This window comes from Microbulbifer sp. NBRC 101763 (genome assembly GCF_040371615.1).
Classification (GTDB): Bacteria; Pseudomonadota; Gammaproteobacteria; order Pseudomonadales; family Cellvibrionaceae; genus Microbulbifer; species Microbulbifer variabilis.
Map to the genome: position 1 here is coordinate 247660 of NZ_BAABQV010000005.1, position 23054 is coordinate 270713.

Annotated in this window: 18 protein-coding genes; 6 read left to right on the forward strand and 12 right to left on the reverse strand. The window is 47.0% G+C overall.

All coding sequences use genetic code 11. From position 1 onward, the window contains the following. Positions 1-40: 40 nt before the first annotated feature. Both ABWV76_RS13950 and ABWV76_RS13955 read right to left on the reverse strand, forming a co-directional pair. On the reverse strand, positions 41-1678 hold the full coding sequence (locus ABWV76_RS13950; RefSeq protein WP_020412981.1) for an alpha/beta hydrolase: 1638 nt from the start codon (positions 1676-1678) through the stop codon (positions 41-43). 131 nt (positions 1679-1809) lie between these two features. Then, complete coding sequence (locus ABWV76_RS13955; protein ID WP_020412982.1) at positions 1810-3444, reverse strand: alpha/beta hydrolase; 1635 nt, start codon at positions 3442-3444, stop codon at positions 1810-1812. 174 nt (positions 3445-3618) lie between these two features. Between ABWV76_RS13955 and ABWV76_RS13960 the strand changes: the two genes are divergently transcribed. From ABWV76_RS13960 to asnS, 3 genes are all read left to right on the forward strand, one after another. Then, positions 3619-3915 (forward strand): hypothetical protein, encoded by a 297-nt coding sequence (locus tag ABWV76_RS13960; protein ID WP_020412983.1) that lies wholly within the window; start codon positions 3619-3621, stop codon positions 3913-3915. 417 nt (positions 3916-4332) lie between these two features. Then, positions 4333-4806 carry a L,D-transpeptidase family protein gene (locus ABWV76_RS13965; protein WP_353376283.1) on the forward strand — a complete coding sequence of 158 codons (474 nt, stop codon included), beginning with the start codon at positions 4333-4335 and terminating at the stop codon, positions 4804-4806. A gap of 156 nt (positions 4807-4962) precedes the next feature. Beyond that, a complete protein-coding gene (asnS, locus tag ABWV76_RS13970) occupies positions 4963-6369 on the forward strand; it encodes an asparagine--tRNA ligase (RefSeq protein ID WP_020412985.1) in 1407 nt (468 codons plus the stop codon). 60 nt (positions 6370-6429) lie between these two features. On the opposite strand, the gene ABWV76_RS13975 is transcribed toward asnS, so the two are convergent. Next, the gene (locus tag ABWV76_RS13975) at positions 6430-8391 is read right to left on the reverse strand and encodes a GMC family oxidoreductase (protein ID WP_353376284.1); all 1962 of its coding nucleotides are present in this window, start codon (positions 8389-8391) and stop codon (positions 6430-6432) included. Positions 8392-9106: 715 nt separating this feature from the next. Here ABWV76_RS13975 and ABWV76_RS13980 point away from each other — a divergent pair. The 3 genes from ABWV76_RS13980 (at position 9107) to ABWV76_RS13990 (ending at position 10873) form a co-directional block, all read left to right on the forward strand. After that, complete coding sequence (locus ABWV76_RS13980; protein WP_020412987.1) at positions 9107-9490, forward strand: hypothetical protein; 384 nt, start codon at positions 9107-9109, stop codon at positions 9488-9490. Positions 9491-9778: 288 nt separating this feature from the next. Beyond that, a complete protein-coding gene (locus ABWV76_RS13985) occupies positions 9779-10420 on the forward strand; it encodes a hypothetical protein (RefSeq protein ID WP_020412988.1) in 642 nt (213 codons plus the stop codon). Positions 10421-10603: 183 nt separating this feature from the next. Further along, complete coding sequence (locus ABWV76_RS13990; protein WP_353376285.1) at positions 10604-10873, forward strand: DUF1330 domain-containing protein; 270 nt, start codon at positions 10604-10606, stop codon at positions 10871-10873. A 134-nt stretch (positions 10874-11007) separates the two neighbouring features. On the opposite strand, the gene ABWV76_RS13995 is transcribed toward ABWV76_RS13990, so the two are convergent. The 9 genes from ABWV76_RS13995 to ABWV76_RS14035 form a co-directional block, all read right to left on the reverse strand. Next, the gene (locus ABWV76_RS13995) at positions 11008-11880 is read right to left on the reverse strand and encodes an alpha/beta hydrolase (RefSeq protein ID WP_353376286.1); all 873 of its coding nucleotides are present in this window, start codon (positions 11878-11880) and stop codon (positions 11008-11010) included. Between the two features lie 182 nt (positions 11881-12062). Beyond that, positions 12063-13415, reverse strand: coding sequence for a M23 family metallopeptidase (locus tag ABWV76_RS14000; RefSeq protein ID WP_353376287.1), 1353 nt, complete (start codon positions 13413-13415; stop codon positions 12063-12065). An 18-nt stretch (positions 13416-13433) separates the two neighbouring features. Further along, entirely contained in the window at positions 13434-14930 is a 1497-nt protein-coding gene (locus tag ABWV76_RS14005) for a peptidoglycan DD-metalloendopeptidase family protein (RefSeq protein WP_353376288.1), read from the reverse strand. A 21-nt stretch (positions 14931-14951) separates the two neighbouring features. After that, on the reverse strand, positions 14952-15329 hold the full coding sequence (locus ABWV76_RS14010; RefSeq protein ID WP_020412993.1) for a BlaI/MecI/CopY family transcriptional regulator: 378 nt from the start codon (positions 15327-15329) through the stop codon (positions 14952-14954). Positions 15330-15790: 461 nt separating this feature from the next. After that, on the reverse strand, positions 15791-15955 hold the full coding sequence (locus ABWV76_RS14015) for a GNAT family N-acetyltransferase (protein WP_083922707.1): 165 nt from the start codon (positions 15953-15955) through the stop codon (positions 15791-15793). Between the two features lie 672 nt (positions 15956-16627). Beyond that, on the reverse strand, positions 16628-17221 hold the full coding sequence (locus ABWV76_RS14020; RefSeq protein ID WP_353376289.1) for a L,D-transpeptidase family protein: 594 nt from the start codon (positions 17219-17221) through the stop codon (positions 16628-16630). Between the two features lie 503 nt (positions 17222-17724). Beyond that, entirely contained in the window at positions 17725-20853 is a 3129-nt protein-coding gene (locus ABWV76_RS14025; RefSeq protein ID WP_353376290.1) for an efflux RND transporter permease subunit, read from the reverse strand. Next, complete coding sequence (locus ABWV76_RS14030; RefSeq protein ID WP_353376291.1) at positions 20850-22211, reverse strand: efflux RND transporter periplasmic adaptor subunit; 1362 nt, start codon at positions 22209-22211, stop codon at positions 20850-20852. Before ABWV76_RS14030 ends, ABWV76_RS14025 begins: the two co-directional genes overlap by 4 nt. After that, positions 22201-22893, reverse strand: a complete 693-nt coding sequence (locus tag ABWV76_RS14035; protein ID WP_353376292.1) for a TetR/AcrR family transcriptional regulator — start codon at positions 22891-22893, stop codon at positions 22201-22203. Before ABWV76_RS14035 ends, ABWV76_RS14030 begins: the two co-directional genes overlap by 11 nt. Positions 22894-23054 lie beyond the last annotated feature (161 nt).

The following is a 23054-nucleotide window of genomic DNA, read 5'->3' on the forward strand; positions in this document are numbered from 1 at the left end:
AAACGGAAAAGGACTAAGAAATCCAAGCATTTACACAACATCAGCGCTTTGACTGAGTTTTTAGCGTCATCCGCAGGCGTTTGAGTTCCGCTTCACTCCAATCGGGAGGCTCCGTCAGGGCTATCCAAGCGAGGGTGTATCCAGCCGGTGAATAGCGATGCCCAAAATCCCGCGGTGTTACCCCCACATTAAAGTCCGCGATCAACTGCAGCATGGTAACTACAGGAAACCACCGAAGATCCGGGGACACATCCGGTCCTCTGGGGCGCTCCAGCCAATCAGGCCTTCGGAACATCCAGCGTAAATCAAAGAAGACTATTGGATCACTGGCGTGCTGAAGGAATGCAATGCGGAACCTACCCCAGGGTTCTTGCCCCAAGTAGCCACCGTATTGATTGCCAAAGCGCACTACCTCACCACCCTTAAACTGAGGTAACCAGGCGGGCGTGCCTGGATCACGATTATCGGTAATCATTCGCCAGACGCCCATTCCAAATGGAGGCCCTGCCCAAAGCGCACCGTCGATGGGATTGTCGATAATATCGTAGAACTCAAATGAATCCTCGGAAAGCTGTGCACCCAAACTAAGTCCAAATAGATAAAGCCTTGGGCGCGTACTGGCAGGCAAAGTCTCCCAGTAATCATAAATCACCTTAAACAGCCAGCGAGCCGACATTCGGATATATTTGTCATCCGTCAGCAATGCGATCGGACCCGGCAAGTATGAGTACTGAGCCGCTATCGTGGCCACATCACCCCGATATAGGAATTCGAGGGAATTCACCGCACCCGGATCAACCCAACCATCCCCTACCGGAGTTGCAATCAGCAAAATTTCCCTTTCAAACGCTTTGAGTCGCTTCAATTCCTCGAGCGCCAAGAGAGCGCGCTGCTTAGGAGTTTCAGCAGAGTGCAGCCCCACATAAACCCTAATAGGATCTATTCCCTCTCCGGCAATCTCCTTGATTTCCTCAGCGGTAGGTCCCAGCGTCAGAAATCGGCGCCCCTGGTGTCCCATGCTGTCCCAAGACAAAAACGAATTTGCCCCACCTGTCTGATTGGGATCTTCCGGCGGAGGCAGATCGTCGGCAATAACCTCATCTAACTGTTCATAAACAACTGAAATTGTATGCAGACCCGACTGCAGAAGTACCCCGTTTAAAATGCCCCAGTAAAGCAACAGTGCCACCAGCAGCCCAGCAAGAATTGCCACCCGCTCAGGAATCCTTTTTCCCAGCCGTGCCGATACTGCAAGAACTATCTTGTGGAAGCCTTTACCTAGCTGCCTGAAGAATACAAATATAGCGAATGCCACAACCCCAATCGTAATAAGGCCGGTACTAGATACCGCAGGCATACCCATCAATGAGCGCACAGAGTTCTGCCAGTAGGTACCCTGCCAGAGAAACCCTGAAATCAGGAAAAAACCAAAAATAATTACCCAGCGCTTCAGTATTTGCCGCTGCCGATTATTTAGTGGAATATCTGGAATATCTAAGTACTTCCAAAGTCGGCGAAAAAGTACACCAAAGGAATAGCCGACGGTAAAAGAGACTCCAGAAAGGATGCCTTGGACAATAGCACTGCGCGGAATCAGTGAAGGGGTCAGGCTCAGAGCAAAAAAAATCGCGCCCAGCAGCAGGCCAGAAACTGAAAAAGCGACTACTGTTGTTCGCATCCATGCCTGCCTGCTAGACCAAGCTTAACGTCAGCCTAGCATAGAGCCCCGCAACTTAAGGCGGGTAGATCTTTAAGCCACAAACTGCTTTTAACAAGAAAAACCCACGGACTCATGGCGTCTGGGAAATCTCACCGCACCGGATAGGATCTCAGTTTTACGCGCAGACGCTTTAATTCCTCTTCACTCCAATCCGGGGGTTCGGTCAACGCCATCCAGGCCAATATATACCCGGCAGGGGAATATCGATGTCCGAACTCCAGGGGGGCTATACCCACATTCAGGTCCGCCAACAGTTGTAACATTGTTACTACAGGGAACCATTGCAGATCCGGCGATACATCAGGCCCCCTGGGGCGCTCCAGCCAATCGGGTTTACGAAACATCCAGCGCAAGTCGAAAAAGACTATGGGATCGCTGGCATGTTGCAAAAACGCAATACGGAACCGGCCCCACGGCTCCTGCCCCAAATAACCACCATACTGATTGCCAAAACGTACTACCTCCCCCCCTTTAAACTGGGGTAACCATGCCGGGGTTCCAGGATCGCGATTATCGGTGATTATGCGCCAAATGCCTGTACCGAAGGGAGGGCCTGCCCAGAGAGCGCCATCCAGGGGATCATCGATAATGTCATAGAAGTCAAATGAATCTTCAGATAACTGCGCACCCAGGCTAAGACCGAATAAGTAGAGCCGAGGGCGGGTCTCTACGGGAAGGTTCTCCCAATACTCATATATCACTTTGAACAGCGCCCTGGCGGACGTCAATCCATACTGATCATCAGTAAGCAGAGCCACCGGACTGGGCAGATAGGAATACTGGGCTGCAACCGTCGCCACATCCCCCCGATATAAAAACTCCAGTGAGTTGACCGCACCTGGATCGATCCAGCCAGCCCCCGTGGGCGTAGCAATCAGGAGTATCTCCCTGTCGAAGGCCTGAAGGCGTTTCAGTTCTTCCAGGGCCAGGTATGCTCGCTGCATCGGGGTTTCGGCTGCATTCAGCCCCACAAACACACGTATTGGTTCAATGCCTCGCCCTGCTACTTCCCTGATATCCTCTTTAGTTGGGCCGAGTGAAAGGAAGCGCCGCCCCTGGTGCCCAACACTGTCCCAAGACAAAAGGGAATGTGCTCCACCAGTCTTATTTGGGTCTTTTGGTGGTGGTAAACCCTCGGCAACTGCGGTATCGACTCTCTCAGATATCAGCGCAATCGTATGTAGCCCCGCGTTAAGAAGTACGCCATTTAAAACACTCCAATATAGTATTAGGGCCACAAATAACCCCGTGAGCAAGGCCACCCGCTCAGGGATATATTTTTCCAAACGGACCGTGACTACCCGAATAATCCTACGGAACCCTTTACCCAACAACCAAAAGATTAGAAAGACCAGGAGGGCAACCACTCCTACGGTCACAGGCCCAACTCCAGATACTGGCGCCATCCCCATCAATGCACGAATTGAGTTCTGCCAATGAGTTCCCTGCCAAAGAAAACCGATGATCAGACAGATGCAAAAAACTAAAGCTCCACGTTTCAATATACGCCGCTGCCACTGATTAACCGGGATATCAGGAATCTCCAGGTAATTCCATAACCAGTGCACAAACAGACCGAAGATATAACCAAAGGTGAAAGCCGTACCAGCCAGAATGCCCTGCATAAATGCACTGCGGGGAATCAGGGAGGGCGTAAGGGACAGCGCAAAAAATATAGCGCCAATCAGCAAGCCGAAAACCGAAAATATTCTTGTAAGTCGCATCCGAGCCTGCTCGCAGGACCAAGCGTACTAGTCAGCCTAGCACACCCTATCCATCCCTTTTCTTTGGTCAAAATGCTTTTTGACAATGAAAAACGTGAAGAAAGCCAAGTGTTTTGGCATTATTTCTGTTCTAATGAGGTGGCGTAATCGAACACCAAAATTGGAGAACAATAAATGTTCAGCAGAAATCGCAACGGGGTCGCCCATATTGCTGGTACCGTCGCACTGCTTTTTGCATTCGGCGCCCAGGCAAAGCCCATCGAGATGCCAGTGGGCACTCAGGGTGGCGAATCCTCCTTCGAGGAAGTTCGCGGAATGAAGAAAAATGACGTAACCACAAGACTGGGTGAGCCCCTGAGCATCAAGGGCCCTATCGGTGAGCCAGCTATCACACGCTGGGAATACACCGATTTTTACGTTTTTTTTGAGCAGGATACCGTTTTACATACGGTAGTTAAGCCCCGAGGCTAAGCTAAAGCTCCCATAAGCTACACCGGGCAGGATTCCCTGCCTGGCTCTCAACGAACCTCAAGCAGGCTCCCTCAAAATTAACCCAACTCAAAAACACAGTTAACTACAGACCTGAAAATCGGGAGAGGCCAGCGACTACTAGCTTCAATATCAGTCAGCTGGTTGGTTTACTTAAGAACATCGACACTGCCCAACACTGGCATCTCAACTGAAAAAACTGGCAGCCAATATCAACGGCTTTGCTCGCATTCCCCTCTCCACTAGATTTCTGGCCCATGCAATTTCTCCAGGGACATTGGTTAGCAAAAAATATAAATCTCCCAGAAAGCCCCCGCAGACCACTCATGGTCAAACGACCTACTTACCACTCCTTTCCTCTTTATTTCTGCAAACATTAAATAACCGGAGAGCCCAGGAATGAAACCTATTGCAATTTTACTCCTGCTTTTAACTAGCTTTGCCAGAGCCGAGGTCACTCTGGTTCGAGTTATTAAGTCGGAAAACAAGATGTTACTTATGGATGGACAGGGGATAGTAAATACCTACCGGGTCACCTTTGGTGCATCCCCCAAGGGGCACAAGTCAGAGGAGGGAGATGAGAAAACGCCTGAAGGGCGTTACATACTGAATCATAAAAAAGAGGACTTTTCCTACTACCGCGCTATGCATATCTCCTGCCCCAACGCTCAAGACAAGGCCCAGGCCCTGCAACGAGGCGTTTCTCCAATAGGCTTTATCATGGTGCATGGCCAGCGTAATGGTCTGGGCTGGCTTGCGGCACTCGCCCAACGGATTAACTGGACGGATGGCTGTATCGCTCTCAGCAACGATGAAAAGGATGAGTTTATGGCCCTGGTACCAACCGGAACACCCATAGAGATTTCCTGGTAACCCCCTGCCCTCTGGGCACCCAAATGGTCAAGGGACTGGATTTCCCCTCGGCAACAGGTCAATATGCCCGCCGTAACTTCAGCTTGGTGGATTGTACAACTTTTAGGCAAGTTGGCGATATTCCACCTTTTAGGACCAGCGAGAAACCGATAGAAAATGACAGTAAAAGTCGAATCCGTAGATAGCCTATTGAAGTCCAGCGGCCGCGAAGGAGAACAAGTTCGCGTGCAGGGCTGGATCAGAACCCGCCGCGACTCCAAGGCCGGCCTATCCTTCCTGGCCGTGCATGATGGCAGCTGCTTTGACCCGATCCAGGTAGTCGCTGAGAATCACCTGCACAATTATCAGTCAGAAGTGCAGCGCCTGACTACCGGCTGTGCAGTGGATATCCTCGGTACCATCAAACCTTCTGAGGGTAAGGGACAATCCATCGAGCTGCTGGCCACAGAAGTTCGAGTTGTAGGCTGGGTTGAAGACCCGGATACCTACCCTATGTCGCCAAAGCGCCACACCATGGAGCACCTGCGGGAGCACGCCCACCTGCGCCCACGCACCAACGTTAGCGGTGCCGTAGCCCGCGTACGTAACTGTATCGCCCAGGCTATTCATCGTTTCTATCACGAGAACGGCTTCCTCTACGTGCATACTCCAATCCTCACCGCTTCTGACTGTGAAGGCGCCGGGGAAATGTTCCGGGTCAGTACCCTGGATATGGAAAACCTACCGCGCACTGATAAGGGCGCTGTGGATTACAGCAAGGATTTCTTCGGCGAGGAGAGCTTCCTCACCGTATCCGGCCAGTTAAACGTGGAAAGCTACTGTCTGGCCATGTCCAAAGTATACACCTTTGGCCCTACTTTCCGCGCAGAAAACTCCAACACCACTCGCCACCTGGCGGAGTTCTGGATGGTTGAGCCAGAAGTCGCCTTTGCGGATCTGGCAGATGTAGCCGATCTCTCCGAGCAAATGCTGAAGTACGTTTTCAAAGCGGTACTGGAAGAGCGTGCCGATGACATGGCCTTTTTCGCCCAGCGTATCGACAAAGAGGCTATCAGCCGCCTGGAGAACATCGTTGATAATGACTTTGCCCGCATCAACTACTCCGAAGCAATCGAAATCCTGGAGAAGTGCAAGGAGAAGTTTGAATTCCCTGTATCCTGGGGTATCGACCTGGCTTCCGAACACGAGCGCTACCTGGCCGAGAAACACTTCAAGAAGCCGGTTATCGTGATGAACTACCCGAAGGATATCAAAGCCTTCTACATGCGCATGAATGACGACGGTAAGACCGTTGCCGCCATGGACGTACTGGCACCGGGAATCGGCGAGATTATCGGCGGTGCCCAACGGGAAGAGCGCCTGGAGAAACTCGATGAACGCATGGATGAAATGGAAGTTCCCAAGGAGCACCTGGACTGGTACCGCGATCTGCGCCGCTACGGCACTGTGCCCCACGCCGGCTTTGGCCTGGGCTTTGACCGCATCGTATCCTATGTTACCGGGATGGGTAATATCCGCGATGTGATCCCCTTCCCGCGCACGCCAAAGAACATCTCGTTCTGATGCAATAAAGCCCCGCACGCGGGGCTTTTTCTTTTCCTGCTTTTATTTAAACGGGATACCTCAGGCAATTTGCCCCGTAGCCGTTGCGATAATGTCATCGCTGGCCTTCTCGCTGATCATATAGACCGGCACTACGATAAAGAATCCGGGGATCCGAGGGAACACAGAAGCATCCACAACCCTCAGGTTATTGGTACCGTGAACTCGGAACTTGCTATCAACCACCGCCATGGGATCACTGGCAGGCCCCATTTTGTTTGAGCAGGAGGCGTGATGCCCCCAGGATTGGTTTTTAACGAAGTCACCAATCTGTTGATCTGATTGGATGTCAGCCCCAGGTAATAATTCTCTTGATACCTTCTTGCCAACAACGGGACCAGACATTATATCTCTGGAGATCTTCACCCCCTCGATAACAGCCGCAAGATCATCACCCGAAGCATCATTACCCTCACCGAAATAGTGGAAATTGATATCCGGTGTATCTCGTGGATCAGCAGAGCGCAACGTCACCCGCCCAGCTGTATTGTTTGTATGCCCTTTCAACACAATCCAGGAGAAACGGTCCTTGTAATTCCTTAGCGCCTCTGAGTAACCGGGGAAATAACCATGGAAATCTGAAGGTACTCCAAAGATAAACAGATCTGGATCTTCCAAATCAGGTTTTGAACGTTTCACCAGGGATAGCACTGGGCCATTGCCACTATAAGGGCCCTTATTCAACCAGCCATAGCGATATCGGTTCAAGCAGGGATCACCCTCCTCCCCCCAAGTGCAGTCTTTCAGCAGAGCCAGGTCTTCTGTCATCTCACTGACCACACCCACCTCATAACGATCCTGAAGGTTCTCACCTACCCCGGGTAAATCAACAACCGGCTCAATCCCGTAATCTCGCAGCTCACTCGCAGGACCAACACCGGAGAGCTTCAGTAACTGAGGGCTGTTGAAGGCCCCTCCCGACAGTATTACCTCGCGAGTGGCACGCACTTGCCGCAAAGTACCAGCGGAGCCGCTTTCATTGTAATAAGGGTCTGCTTTATACAAGCTTGCCCCATCAAGAAACTCTACACCCACCGCAGTTTTGCCTTCAAACAGCACCCGTGTAGCCAGGGCATTAGTGCGTATGTGCAATAAGTTGGGATAAATCGCCTGTGTATCCAGCAAATGCTCACGTACACCGCTGCGCCGACTCTTACTATCAGCCGCCATGGGTGCAATAAACGGCCCCTCTAAACCGCTGGCCACATCCCAATGATTGATATCAAGGTTCAAGCTGCCCGTAACTATCTGGTCGATAGCTCCTTCCAAGCCATATTTGGCCAAGGCCGCCTTAAAAATTTTCAGTATTGCGGGGTCTTCCAGTAACAAAGCCGGATTACCCCGATTGGTAGGCAACCAACCATCAAACCCATGCCGTGAAGGGTTAGAGAAAACCGGACGGGACACATACTCGCAGCGCTCTATACGCTGGAAATATCGCCGCATATTCCAGCTTTCCCAAGAGCTGTCCCCGGTACTCTCTGCAATACGATCAAAGTCATTATTGTGGGGATAGACGGTGATCAGCGCATGGTGGGTAGTACATCCACCTATAGTGGCTGCTCTGGGATACAGAATACCTTTGCCAGGTATATATTTACTATCCAGTTTTTGCTGGCTTAGATCTGCATAGTGCTTAACGAAAAAATCCCAGCTGAGCTTGCGGTCCTCTGATGCGAAGGGGTGCCAGGCAGGGATATTATGTGTGTTATCACTAGGATCATTGGCACCCGCTTCCAGCACCAGAACCCTGAAGCCGGCTCTCGCTAAGTTTGCAGCCAGTGGGCCACCCCCCGCACCGGACCCCACTATCACATAGTCATATTCATCATAGAACTGATTTGACGTATCAGACAGTGCCGAGCTAACACCTGTAGCTACAGCTCCTGTTGCCAAACCGACTTGTAAAGCTCGCTTGGCGAAAGTTCTCCGACTAACGCTTTCTATTTTATTTTTTTTATCCGGTGTTTTTTTACTATCCATACTGATTGTTCACCCTAATAGTTTGAGGATCGCATTGCGCGCTATGAGAGGATGTAAACATCACAACCTTAAACAGCCACTGGAATTTACAACTAAAACGTCTCAAACTTAATGCTCCCGGCTTCTTTAGCAACAAGAAACTTCTCGCTTTTCAACAGACATCTCAAAAAAACAGCAGAAAAAATAATTCACTCTCCCCATTTTTCAATTACATAAACCAGCCAATCACAATCACAATGAACCGCCGGCCCGCCAGCTCCAACCATCCTGAAAACGATCGGTTATAAAACCACAACAGGAAAAAATGAAGGAGTGATTTGTTCACTCAATAAGCCTACCTAGGTTCTTATTAAGTACTTACTCCAGTCACACCCTCACCACAAGCACTCACTGCTTATTAAAAAATATTTATATAGATAATTTTTGATTAACCCTCAACAAAAAGTGCCAGCCAGTTACAAAAAGCGACGAATTGATACAAGGTGTGAAATTTACACCCACCCCTCCTCAAATTATCTAAAATATAACTGTTAAACAGTAGTACTTGTTGCACCAAAGAACTTGGCACAGTTATGATTCACCAAAAGAAGTTAAATAAAAACAAAAAAATATTTTCCATTTTGAAGCCAGGTAGAAACTGGGAATTGACCCTTAAACATTAGATTACCAACAACATAAAAGCCTATTGACCGAGCTATTTTTCAGGGAGATCAAAATGCCCCTCAGCGAAATTTATATAGCCTCAGATTCCCTACCTAAATATGGTCTCCACAAATGCGAGAAAACTTCTGAGCTCTTGACAGCCAACCTTGACACAACCTTGCTGAACGACAGGAAAATCATTATTGCAAATGGCAAAGGAGTGAGAATTTTTAACCAAGAAAGGATCAATCAGTTAATCCAAGATGGCTGGATTTGCCGATTTCCCGCCGGGACAACTCTTCCAGAAGGCCTAAAAATTGTCGAGCAATCTCCGGGAGAGTTTTATATTTCTCCAGAAAAAAATATGGCCGAGAGGCAGTTTATCGCACTATTAAAAGAAATGTCTCTCAGAGCAATAACGATATTTAAGAGAGCTGATAGAGCCGTACAAATATGAATTTGCACACGCTAAGAGCACCCATATTCTAGCCAAAACAGAGTATAGATATTGATTACAGCAAAAAATAAAACCCTCACAAGGGTGCTCCGATAGAATAGCTCCCTATTTCAATTCTGGGGAATTACTCTTAGCTCCGAGCAATGATCATTAGGCAGACCTTATAGAGATCAATATGTAAGCGACCAATATAACTCAAAGCTAACTTCAATAAATCGCTAAAGAGAAAACCTATTAAAAAACCACCTTAAATTTCACCCCCCCATATGCAAGAAAGGAGAGCAAGCAATGCCTAACCTTGTACGGAGCCGCACCGTTGCGACCAGCTGTAATGACCTGCTGGCTGATCTAAGCGCCGCGCTTGATGTAACCCCAGCCAATATGCGCTGTGTCGGTGTAATGATACAAGCGGGAAAAACACTAACTTCACTTAGCAATATAAAAAAGACCATGGGTGGCGGACACGTTTCTCCATTTGTAGTGAATGCGAATGGACTTCAAAGCTGGGACGAAGTCTGTGACAGCAGTTGGCAAACTTGGGCGCAAAATTCAGCTTCCGGTGAAACTCATGGCACAGTGAATGATGTGATGTTCTACCCAAGCTCAGCAAATGACATAACTGTCTATGTCCACCCGGCAAGTGACACCGAAGTAGCCACCGTAGTAACCAGAGCCCAACAACTCTTGAATGCCACCAATCTCGTGTACAATCATAACCCTACCCTAACATCCAGCTTCCCAACCAAAGGGGACTGTGTAACTAAGAGCGCATGGGTAATGGGATCCTTCTCCTATTCTAAGCCCATGCAAGGAGCTGTGACGCCCTGGGGTCAAGCGGTTATCTATGAAGCCTACACATCGCCAGTCAACTTTATGAGCAAATGGGTGAAGATTAAAAACAAGGGCTGCAAACTTGGTGTGATGAACTAGTCTTCTCCCGTAAGAAAAATTTCACATCAGGCAACCTAGCTTTCGTAACCCGGCAATGAAATAGATGAACTCTTATTCTCTACTTGCCGGGTTCATAGCACCTCACCTCATAACCAAGTTATTCAATGCTATAGTTAAATCGATTGACAGCACGGACTTAAAAATCCAACTGAGAGACATAAAATGATCTATCTATTTATGCATGCCGAGGTAGAGGATTTTAATAGATGGCAGGAAATACTTACAGATTTTAAACCGATACTGAATCAAATGGGGGCCACCAAGACCTCGATATATCAGGAGATAGGTAGCCCCAATAATATTACTGTGATTCATGAGTTCCCCTCAAAAGAAAAAGCCGAAGCTTTCGTCAATAGCAGTGAACTCCACAAGGCAAGAAAAAAGGCCGGGGTCATTGGCGCGCCTAGAGTTTGGTTTACTGAAAAACTGTAGTTACATTACCTTCAAGCACGATAAATCATCACTCAAGGAACAATCAACTAGATCAAGAAACAGACAAGTAACTCAACGCATATCAGAGCAAATCATAACTTCGTTGACTCACTTCAGGTTATACTTTTTAACTGCTAAGGCAGGTTCCATTGGTCCTGATAAATCCACCTGAGGCCTTTTGCCAAACCAATGGGAAAGGTCGAGTAATGATCAGCTCCACTTACTATCTCATCGTTGATAGATATGCCTGTATACTTTCGCGATCGTAAAATCTCGACAAACCTCTTATGACCATCCACCATGTCATTACTCATTCGGCCATCTTCTTTGGTTTCCAGAGCTCCGGTAGCCAAGTAAACATTGGCATTTAACGATTTATACTTCTTTGAATACTCTTCCTCAATATCAAAAATCATTTCATTCTTATACCAAAGTGACGGACTCGTCAGGACATAGCTGGAAAACAATTCCGGCTTGCTCAACAGCACCCAGACGCCAAATGATCCGCCTAAAGATTGGCCAGCCAAAATTCTCTTCGCAGGATTTGCACGATAATTTACCTCAACAAACGGTATCACTTCTTCTTCGATAAATCTCAGGTACTCCGGAGCACCTCCAGTCCTATAGCGCTTCCAGCTCTCATCAAGTACAGGAGTAAGGTCACGCACTCGACTAAACTGCCCATTCTCTCCATGGGCAAAAGAGATACCAACCAAAATAGCCTTATTCATACTTTTTAGGTGTGTAACACCTGCAGCAACTTTAAAGGCATAAGGCCCATCATTAAGATATAGAACCGGATACTTTAATTTCTCCGCAGCCTTATCATTATATCCTGCGGGGGTTTTGATATATAAATCATATTTTCGCCCCAGAATCTTTGAATAAACTGTAAAAATTTCAGAGCCTTTTATATTAAATTCCCCAGAAGTCTCAACAACAAGTTCTTCTGCCACGGCAAAATCAAAAGATAATAATATTGTTAACAAAAAAGTGAACCTACGCAAACCCCACCCCTCTATATATCCTAAATAGTCGAAAACTATATTCCTGGAAGATTGTATTCTGCCCACAATATTGAATCCCTATTAGCACTGAAATTTCATAGATAAGAAATCTATAAGGACATTGGGGATGAAATCACATTAAACTCATGGAGCTGGATATTACAAAGAGCTACAACCCGTTATTACTTTACAGCTCTGTGGACATCCAAATCTTTATCTACCGCTTTAACATATTCAAAAAAACGATCCAAAGCCCTCCCCGATAAATTATTAGAAGCTGGGAGATCTAATCTGAGAGGATCAACTGGCCTTCCATTTTTATGTATTTCGTAATGCAAATGCCGCCCTTGAACCCTACCTGTAGCGCCCAGATAGCCTATAACCTGCCCCTGCTCTACTCTCACACCTGCCTTTATACCTTTGGCATAACCTCTTAGGTGTGCATAAATGGTTTGGACTCCCGATTGATGACCAATTCGAATATAGTTACCAAAACTACCAAAATATGAAGCCCTCTCAATAATACCATCACCTGCAGCCAGTATAGGAGTGCCTAGAGGCGCTCCAAAATCTAGTCCTTTATGCATCCTGGTAAAACCCAGTACCGGATGCTTACGTCTACCAAAATATGAGGATAACTGAGCATTCTCTAGAGGGGTTTTCATTAGGAAACTTCTTGAACTTTTCCCATCAGGGTGGAAATAATCAACCACTCCTGAATCGCCATCCTGATAGCGATAAAGAGATATCACGTCATTCGACAATGACACTTCTGCAAAATGTATCGATTGAAAAACTTCGTCACCCTTTAACTCATCCCGACGAGTACTATAAAAAACAGAGAAGCTATCTCCAGATCTAATCTCACGCTGAAAGTCTACTTCATAGCTCAATATTTCATTCAATTTAACCAGTACCGCATTATTTAGACCAAAGTTTAGTCCTGTATTATATAAACTACCGCTGATCTCTCCCTCGACATAGTAATTTTGTAAGGTCGTTGGATTTTGTTGTTTTACAGAAATCAATTCTTGGCCATCTTTCTTTATTTCCAAACTCTCAGCAAATGCTAAATTTACACTAAGGCTTTGAAACCGTGACTCTTCATCGAAGGCCAATAGAAACTTCTTCCCAACCGCTACTGCATTGATATCGAGGTACTCTGATAAGAGCTTTACAATCATTAAAGATTCTTCTTTCCCTATTGAGTTTTCAGCCAGTAACGAAAGCACTCCTTGATTTTTTGAAAGAGATACCTCTTTTACCCTGGCAACCATGCTCTCTAAGGCAGAAGAACCCTCTTGATTTACACCTACTATTGGCCCGTTTCCTAGCCTCAAAGGCATTTGACTGGGCTTTGAAGAGAAAAAAATTGTCAAGATATCATTATTGATCTTAAAAAAACCTTCATGCTGAGATAAACCCTTTGCTTCCATCACCGTTAACGGGGATATCACCACCAACAAAATAGAGATACACTTAAGAATCGTTTTACTGTAGGAGCTAAAAAACCCACCGGATGTGACATTACTCATTAGAACCCCGGCCATAAATCAACCAAACCACAACTTCAGTAAGTATTCAGGATTTACTCTCTCACCTTGTTTTATCAGCTCAAAGTGAAGATGAGGGCCTGTTACTTTTCCAGTAATACCAACTGTTCCAATCTTCTGCCCCATTTTTATACTTTGTCCTACCTTTACTTCCCGAGTATCTAAATGTGAGTAAAGTGTTTGGATGTTTTGCCCATGATCAATGATAATAATCTTTCCATAATTTTTGTGCCTATAGTGATCAGTTGAAACGATAACAACTCCTCCAGCAGGAGCTACTATCTCTGTACCGAGCGGCGCGGCAAAATCAGTGCCTCGATGTGAATTATTTCTAACTTTATTTAAATCGCCAAATAGGCTACTGATACGAGCATTTTGAATTGGCACTATCCAATTCTCTACTTCAGGATTAACTATCGACAAGCTTGGTTTTGCCATAGCCCCCACAACTGTAAAAAACACTGTAAAGAATATAAGTGATCCCCTTAAAACTCCCATTTTAAACTTGTTAGATGAAGCACTCTCTTGAGTAGCATCTCTAATATTTAACATTCTCTTTTTAATCAAGGATAACTGGCTGGTCTTATCAAATATTGAGAAAGCCACAACACCATTGCGATTATCTGGCCCCGAACACTCCTGTAATGTGCGAAGCATAGCTTGAGCGTATACTTTGCCTAAACCCATACCAGCGGTCCTCAAAACCTCTCGATCGCAACTTAGCTCAATAGCCCACGACAATTGTTCTTTAAACCACTTCAAAAATGGAATAAACCATAAAAAACAGCCCAATATATGAGCAGCCATGATCAACATCGGGTCATGTCTTCTTATATGTGTTAGCTCATGCTCCATTACTAGCTGCTTTTGTCCTGCATCCATCGATAATAAGTAACTAGGCAAAACGAGATTCAACTTGAAAAGACCGAAAACAAATGGAGAGCACTTAGCCTCTGTAACAATCACTCGTACATTATTCTTAGACAAGTATTCATATTGCGCGCTAGTTAATAGGCTACCAATGACTTTTTTCTTAATCACTGTTTTAGCCGTTATCTCTAAGCCTCTATGCAGCCGATAATGCCGTCGAAACATCAATGATAGGCTCAGTAATGTTCCACTAATATAAAAAATCAACCAGCCGCTGGCCAAAATATCGATATCACTTAACTTTCGCGCTCCATCCTCCAATAAAGGGCTTGCTCCCAGACGATGGCCAAGATTTACATCGAGTGGAGCGACTTCATAACTGACTTCCGGTACCAACCCTGTTGGTGAGATATCCAACAATTGCGAAAGGAAGAATGGCAAGCTAATCACGCATAAAGTACATATCCAGAAGCTACGCCAGTAGTAAACAATCTTAATCTTGGTGCTAACCAGAGAGGATATTCCCCTCACAACGATATATATGAGGCATGCCCAAAGAAAAGAAAATATAGATACAACCAGAAGATTGAAGGCAAAGGGTGACAAAGAGAATATTAATTCCAACATATTACTTCACGCCTCTTGCCTTCAATCTGCATCTGGCCAGCTATTCAACATTTCTTGCAGTTCTTCCAGTTCCTTTTCATCCACTAGCTTACTGTTAGCAAACATGGCTATAGGAAGAGGGCCATCCAGCTCAAGAACCCGCGTTGCAAAGTCAGTAGCATAGTGAGCTAGTGTTTCAACCTTATCGAGAGCCGCCTTATAGACCTGAATACCATGCACCTCAGACTGAATCACAAGTGATTTATCACGCATTCTGTCCAGCGTTTTTCGGGTGGATGAATAGGACCATTGGAGTTCAGATTTCACCTTTTCATGTATTTCTCTTGCACTAAGGGGACTTTGCTTCCAGAGCGCTTTCAGCAGAGCCAACTCAGTGGGGGAAGGTTTAATTTCTTTCATTTATTTTATTCTCGCGACACTTGGTGTATTTCCGCTACACAGAAGGCAAGTATGCGACAAGTGTCGCATTGCGTCAAATCTCAAGTTATGACAAATGCCTGCCTGCCTTTGATTAATTTTTAACCAAAGGCAGGCAATAGAGAGGACTCTTAATAAAAGTTACTACGCATAAAATATTTAGAGGCGCTGACCCAGCGACTAAAAGGAGTAGTGCAAAAGAGAAGTAACAGGCTAAAAAGAGCAGCTATGCATAAGCATTCATAAAGGCGATACGAAACAATCTGATTAACTCCGCTTCACGGTTTTTAGAACTAACCCCAATGGAGAGGAATCGGGATACCTACCGCCCCTGGGGTAACCATGGTTTAAACCTGCCGTAAGAATTTTATTTTTGCACATCGGAATTCATCTGTGTACTTCCCATATTTAAAGATAGCCTTTTTAAAAACGCCTTCCAATTCCTAACCAGATTTTTCCAAAACTCTTATCGACGCTCTATTTTCAGGTGCTACTGAAGCAAACAGCCCAACGATAGGTCCCTTTGAAAAGATATAATTAATAAATTTATCAAGGGCTGTAGATCCAATTCCCTTTCCCCAGAAATCACGAGCAATCCAGCACCCCATTTATGCAGAGTGAACATGCTCATTAGCTTGACTATTAGCAATAATTACCCCGCAAAAAATTCCTTCAAACTCAATAATTTTTACAACCCCAATTTCTTTACTTCCGGTACGTACCCACCATTCAGTATCTTTAAGTATATAGGGTTGAGGTATTTTGGATGATAGATATTTAACCGTTTTTTGACATTCAAGTATTGGACTAGCATTGCTTCATCCGCTTCGCTCAAACCTCTAAACTTAATCATCTTCACGCGCCAGCGCGTTTAATTGCTCCAGACTGTTCCCATCGAGCCCTACGTTTATCAAGAGTCATCATCAGAGCGCACCTGATTCAATTGCCCAAGTGCAAATTTGCCCCTCTCAGATACGGAATCTGACTTATCACTAGCAAAATGCTCAGCTAATCTCCGTCCCTATTGTCCTAACTTATCAAAGCCCCTGATAGGAATTCAGCTGAAACACGCCTTACAAAGGAAGAGGGATCTAATGCAGTTTTTTTAACAAGGAAAGCACTGCTATAGCTCTATTTAACTTCCTCTCTGCAACAACAGCTTGCACTCCACCTTCACAGTAACGAATATCCGTCTATACCCACTACTTTGGAAGTAAAAGGCCTATAGCTTGTTTAGTGAGTGCTTGAGTTTGCATCTTACTTGAATCCACAAACCCAAATTATACCCCAAAAACATATTTACCTTGCTCCACCTCAACATTTGGTGGCCTGCCATGAACCAGGAAGTACTTATAGCCACCTTGCAAATTTCTCCAAAATTCATACCACCTATGATCCCGATACTTATCTAAATTTTCATCTGTCAATTTGAACGGAAAAGCATGCACCCTGAAGAACGGCTGCCCCCCTTTGAGAGCTTCTGTTGCCAATGTATATATTTCATTAATATTAGTATCTGTCATGGCATAACAACCAATAGAAACGCAATCACCATGAACCATTAAAGCGCTGCCTGTCCTACCCTGCATACGATCATATTTATTCGGGTAGCCTAAGTTAAATGACAGGTGGAATTGACTCCAAGGATTTAAGCGACCTGCGTTAACAAAGTAAAACCCTTCAGGGCTTTGTAGATCCCCCTCCTGTTCTTTTGGCCCCAAATCTCCGGAGTAGGCACATATCTCATACTCTTTGAATAGCTTGAACTTTCCATCATTAGACTCCATCCAAAGCTCCAAAGTGCTTGACCCTTTGAAAATCCTGATGAAAATCGGGGCGCCATACTCCAAGTTTTGTGCAGTCAGCTCACTCACGAGCCTACTCTTTACACTCTTAGTAGCAGCTTCAGATCGCTCACTCGAGGGAAGCGTGGAAGCCACTACCTCTCCAACTAAGAAGCTTAAAACCAAAAATAAAGTTAAGTTATTCATTTTCCCAAACAAGTAAAAACAAGAATCTGTGGCTTTGAAAAAATCACATCAAGAATTTTCAGTTATCCAATTGTTACTATTTTGATAGGCATTACCAGTTCAAAGAACTAATCACTGTACATATTTTCTGGTGAAGGCCAATTTCGGGCAATCACTTTATTCAATTTCACTGGCACGGCATTTACTGATAGATAAATAGTCAATCTGTTAACATTCTAAATGCCTACCGTTCATTTCAACTTTATCTGACAATTCTAAGGGCACCTCAATTTATTCTTTGAGTTCATGACACTTATTGCACGCAAAGCCCTATAAAAATCTCTCACGCGGCTATCTGCAGATATAAAGCGCCTGGAAACCACTAACTATACTTAAGCATATAGTCACTATGCCACTACAACTGTTCCCTTATGAGACGAATCTGCTTTTTCTTCCTCTTCTTGTGGCTCAGTAAACCCAAAGTCTTCCAGTATCCCATACAGTGCTGGAAGCACCAGCAATATTAAAATGGTTGAGCTGCTGATACCAAATACAATACTGGTTACCAGAGGCACTAACACCTGGGCCTGTAAGCTCGTTTCAAACAGCAGGGGTAAGAGGCCAGCAATAGTTGTAAGCGAGGTTAGGAAGATTGCCCGGAAGCGGTCGCGACTGGCCTGGCTTGCAGCACTGTGCACGTCCATACCCTCACGTACTCGCCGTTTTACAAATTCCACCAACAAGATGGAATCATTCACCACTATGCCAGCAAGGGAAACAAATCCCATCATGCTGGGCATAGACATATTCTGCCCCATTAGCAGGTGCCCCCAGATTACGCCGATCAGCGCCAACGGAATCGCAACCAATACGATAAAGGGTTCCACATAGCTGCGGAATTGCAAAGACAAAATCAGGTATATGCCAATAGCACCTATCAGGAGTGCACGCCCTATGGATTTACCGGTTACTTCACTGTTCTTCATCTCCCCCTGCATATCCACACGCAGACCGGGGAACTCTTCCGTGAGCTCTTCCAGAAATTTTTGCTTGGTATCCCCAAGTACCTGCCCTGCGTTAGCCTTCTCGGTGAAAACATCGGCGTACACGCTCACAACACGTTCACCATCTACGCGCTGAATGCGCGCATAATCCCGATTCATTTCAATATCTGCAACGGCTATCAAAGGGACCCGCTGCTTGGTAACCGGGTGAATAATTACCAGTTCATCGAAGCGACTAAGAGCTCCACGGGAATCCGCATCCATACGCACTTGAATCTCATAGGTTTCCCCAAGGTATTGAACTTCATCGATCTCCATACCCTGGTAAGCGGCACGTAGCTGGTTCGCAACATTGCTGGCATCTAACCCGGAAGCGTATGCACCTTCACGCATTTTTACAGTTAATTGCGGCTTCCCTGGGCGCAAGTCATCCACTACATTCACCACACCGTCGTATCCGCGCAGCCAGTTTTGCAGACGGATAGAGGCTGCTTTCAGTTGATCCAGTTCCAGCCCGGCAAGGCGCAAGTGGATGGCACGACCTGCGGGACCGAGAGCGGGCTCTTTGTAAAGTATGGCGATAGCTCCCGGTGTTTCACCAGCAGCCTCTCGCCAGGCGTGGCGCAATTCATCCATACTGGTATTGCGCCCCTCTGCTGCAAGTAGGTCCACATTAATAGTGGCCACATGAGGCCCAGTTTCAAAAGCATCTCCATTTACGCCGAAGGTTACGCTGGTATGATTTACAAGGGGTGCGCTTTCATTTCCAGAAAGTTCATTGGCAACCCGGTCTAAAGCATCTAACTGCCGATCAACCAGGCTTTCCATATCTACCAGAGAAGTCCCCTGGGGCATCAGAATACGGGCCTGTAAAAGATCCCCCTCAAGAGTTGGAAACCCCTGAAACTTTACAACCCCGGCAGGCAGCAAGCTCACCGTTAAAAAGAACAGGCCCAGCACAGCCCCAACAAAGGCGTAGCGATATTTAACAGCCCAGTCTGCCGCGCGGCCCATGCTCTCACGCCAGCCTTCAAAGCGCTGAGCGAAAGCCTGTTTCCAGGCTGGCGTACGGCTTTCTTGATCGAGTGCATGGCGCAGGTGCGCCGGTAAAATTAAGAAGGCTTCCACCAAGCTCACAAGCAAAACAGAAATCAGGACAATCGGCAGTACCTTAAGCACCTGCCCCATATCTCCCTTAATAAAAATCAGCCCACCAAATACCATCACAGTAGTAGCGAAGGAGGACAACACCCCGCGAGCTACACGCTTGGTACCATTGACAACTGCTTCGAGCGGAGAAAGACCATCGCGGTGTTCACTAGCGATGCTTTCCGAGAGCACGATGGCATCATCCATCAAAATACCGATGGCAATCAGTAAACCTACCAGGCTGATCATATTAATGGACACACCCATGGCAGTAATCAGCGCAAAAGAGCCGAGGAAAGATACCGGTAACCCCATCACCACCCAAAATACATAGCGGCCACTAAAGAAAAGATACAAGGCGAGAGCCACCAGGATCAGGCCCTGCCAGGCATTAGAGATGATCATTTGCAGGCGATCTGCGACGATGGAAGCACTATCTTGGGTGAGGGTCATCTTCATACCCTCTGGCAACTTTTCATTTTCGCGATCAACAAAAGTGCTTACGGCTTCCAGTACGCGCAGGCTGTCATCTACGCTGTTCTTTTCAACATTGAGCAATGCTGCGCGGTGGCCATCGAAAGTAATCTTGTCTTCCGCCAATTCAAAGTCATCATAAATTTTCGCAATATCACCGAGACGCACTTCAGCTCTATCATCACCTTTAATAACAACCAGGTTTTCCAGCTCTTCCACAGTGCGGCGTTCTTCAGTAAAGCGCACCTGATATTCACGATCCGGTGTAGATACTTTGCCGGCTGGCATATCGACCGCTTGCTGATCGATAATATTGGCCAGTTCCATCACACTGAGCCCGTACTGGCGCAGGTTGTAATCAGAGATTTCGATCTGTAGTTGGTGGTCCGAGAAACCCGAGATTCGGACGATCGGTATAGCAGGGTCACGCAGTAATTCACGGCGGTAGTGCTCTGCCATCTGGTTCAGTTGCGGCAATGGCAAGTCAGCACTAATAGCAATACTGACAACCCCTTGAGTACGCCCCAGCTCTTCAATTACCGGGCGCTCGCTCTCTGCTGGCAGGGAGTCGATGCCGTCTACCGCAGATTCAACATCCGCAAGAAACTGGTTCATATCACCAGTTTCTTGCATTTTTAGGGTCATCAGGCCTAGGTTGTCTTTCGCTTCACACAAACGCTCATCAACAAAGCTAATCCCATCGGTGGCCTCTTCCAATGGAAGACAAATACTATCTTCCACCCCAGCAGCTGCAGCACCGGCATAAGGAACAGAAACCTGCACCTCAAACTTATCGATTTCCGGCATGGTTTCGCGTTTCATACTGGGCAGGACAAACAGGCCACTCAACATCAGCGCTACCATCAGCAAGTTGGCCGCAGTAGGGTGGCCGGCAAAAAAACGAATCACTGCTGCGTACCTCTTGGACTCAGCGCCACTGGCTGCTGACCGCCGGCTACAGAAACCGCCATGCCATTAATCGCCGGAATTACATCGGTGACAATTACCTGCTCACCGGGGTTCAAACCGGCACGAATCACTGAGGTATCTCCCTGATGATAATCCACCTGCACAGGACGAGCGCGCAATTGGCCATTTTCAACCAGGTACACCCTACCCTCGTGCAATGCCCGACGAGGAATAGCCAGTGCCGACGCAGCAGGAGCAAGCAACTCTACGCGGGCATACATACCGCGAAATAGCGGTGGTTTTTCACCCGCAAGGGCTTCGCCATAGGGATCGTCAACTGCAACAACAACGGAAAGGGTGCGACTGGTACTGTCAAGAGTTCCGCCCAATCGAACAACCCTGCCCTGCCACTCGTTTTCCCCTGGGCCACCGACCAGGGTGATGCGGGCCTCTAAGCCCAGCAGCATTTTGGGCAGATCATCCGGCGTCGGAGCACTGCCTTCTCCCGGCCTGAGGTTTCGCAACAGTGGGGCCACATGAACCATAGGAAGCTCTGCGGCAATCTCCACCTGCGCGAGGCCACTGGCGTCAAACAAGCGCGCGTTACCGGCTACATACTGATTTTCCTCCACATGGACGTCTCCAATACGTGCATCGAAAGGCAGGGTCACTTGGGTTCGTCCCAGGTTGTACTTACTATCACGCACCTGGGCCTCAGAGCGTGCTATTTGGGCTTCGATTACTTTGCGGCGCGTGGGAAAGAGTGACAGCTGACTGGTCTGGTTCTGCACTTCCTGGCGTAGGCGCAGCATGTTTTGCTCTTCAAGATCTACTGTGGAGCGGGAGACAGTGCCGTTGGCTACCAGCTTCTGCTTGCGCGCCAGTTCTTTTTCACCCAGCTTTAGCGCACGCTCGGCAATTTCCAGAGAGCGCTGACTATTGGCTTCTTCTACATCTAACTCCTGTAAATTAGCCCGGTTAGCCGCCAGATCACTCTCAGCCTGGGCCAGGGCCAACTGATAACTGGTGTCATCAATCTTCAGAACCAGAGTACCCGCAGGAATAATATTTCCGCGCTCCAATTCTGGGGCTATGTAAACTACCCGACCGCTAATTTCAGCATTCGCCTCCAGAAATGTACTGGGCTTTACCTCGCCGTAAGCGACAGCCTTAGCTCGCAACTGCTGTTCCTGCACCTCCACCACCTTAACCGGCGTTATCAGTGCTTCTATCCCATCGTGTTTCGGTGGGCGCTTGCTCATCACCACCGCCGCAGCCAAAAACATACCAATGGTAATCAGCGCAGGTAGTGCCAGGCGACGGCTCATCTGTTTTTCCAGTTGGGCTTTAATTCTCACCGCCTGTCTCCTGCTGTTCAGCTATAGAAGTATTTGCTACTCCGTGGAGCAACATCTGTACTGTGTGATCAATCCACTTCTCGCTGTTATCCCCATCTACCATAAAGGCGAACACTTTCTTCAGGGGGTCTCCCGCTATAAACGGGAATGCAATCAGGCTGATAAAAGAAATGGGCATCAAGTTGATATCGAGATCTTGACGCAGACAACCGGCTGTCTTGAGAACACCCAGTAATTCACGAAGCTTGGGCCCCAGCTGGGATGCCAGCCTATCTGCAAACAAGTCACGCATACGGCCCGGTTTAGACGCCACTTCGTCAACAATAAGCCTGGGAATCCAGGGCTCACGAGTGTAAAGGCGAATCATTCTGGCCATCGCCTCCTTCAGCATATCTAAGGAAGGTTCTTTTCCATCCAGCCCCACATTAAGGAATGCAGGGCCGTACTGCAGGAATTGGCTTCGCATTACCTCAATAATCAACCCTTCCTTGCCGCCAAAGTGGTAGCTGATCATTGCGGAATTCACCCCTGCCCCTTTGGCAATCTCGCGGATAGAAATATCGCGAAAGGCCTTCTCACGCAGGAGCACATAGGCAGACTGTATCAAGGCCTCGCGCACCTGCATTTCACGTTCCGGATCCCTGGGCCGTCCGCGGCCACGGCTGGATATGGATTCACTCACCTTAAACAACCAATTAATTAATCACTTGATTAATTAAATAACAGACCTCAAATAAGAACAAGCTAAAAAATCGACCTAATAGTCATATTTTTGGGCTGCACAAGGCAATTAACCCTTTGGGTGGCACACTAGGCTTGCTTCCCTTTTTTGGTCAGTCGCCC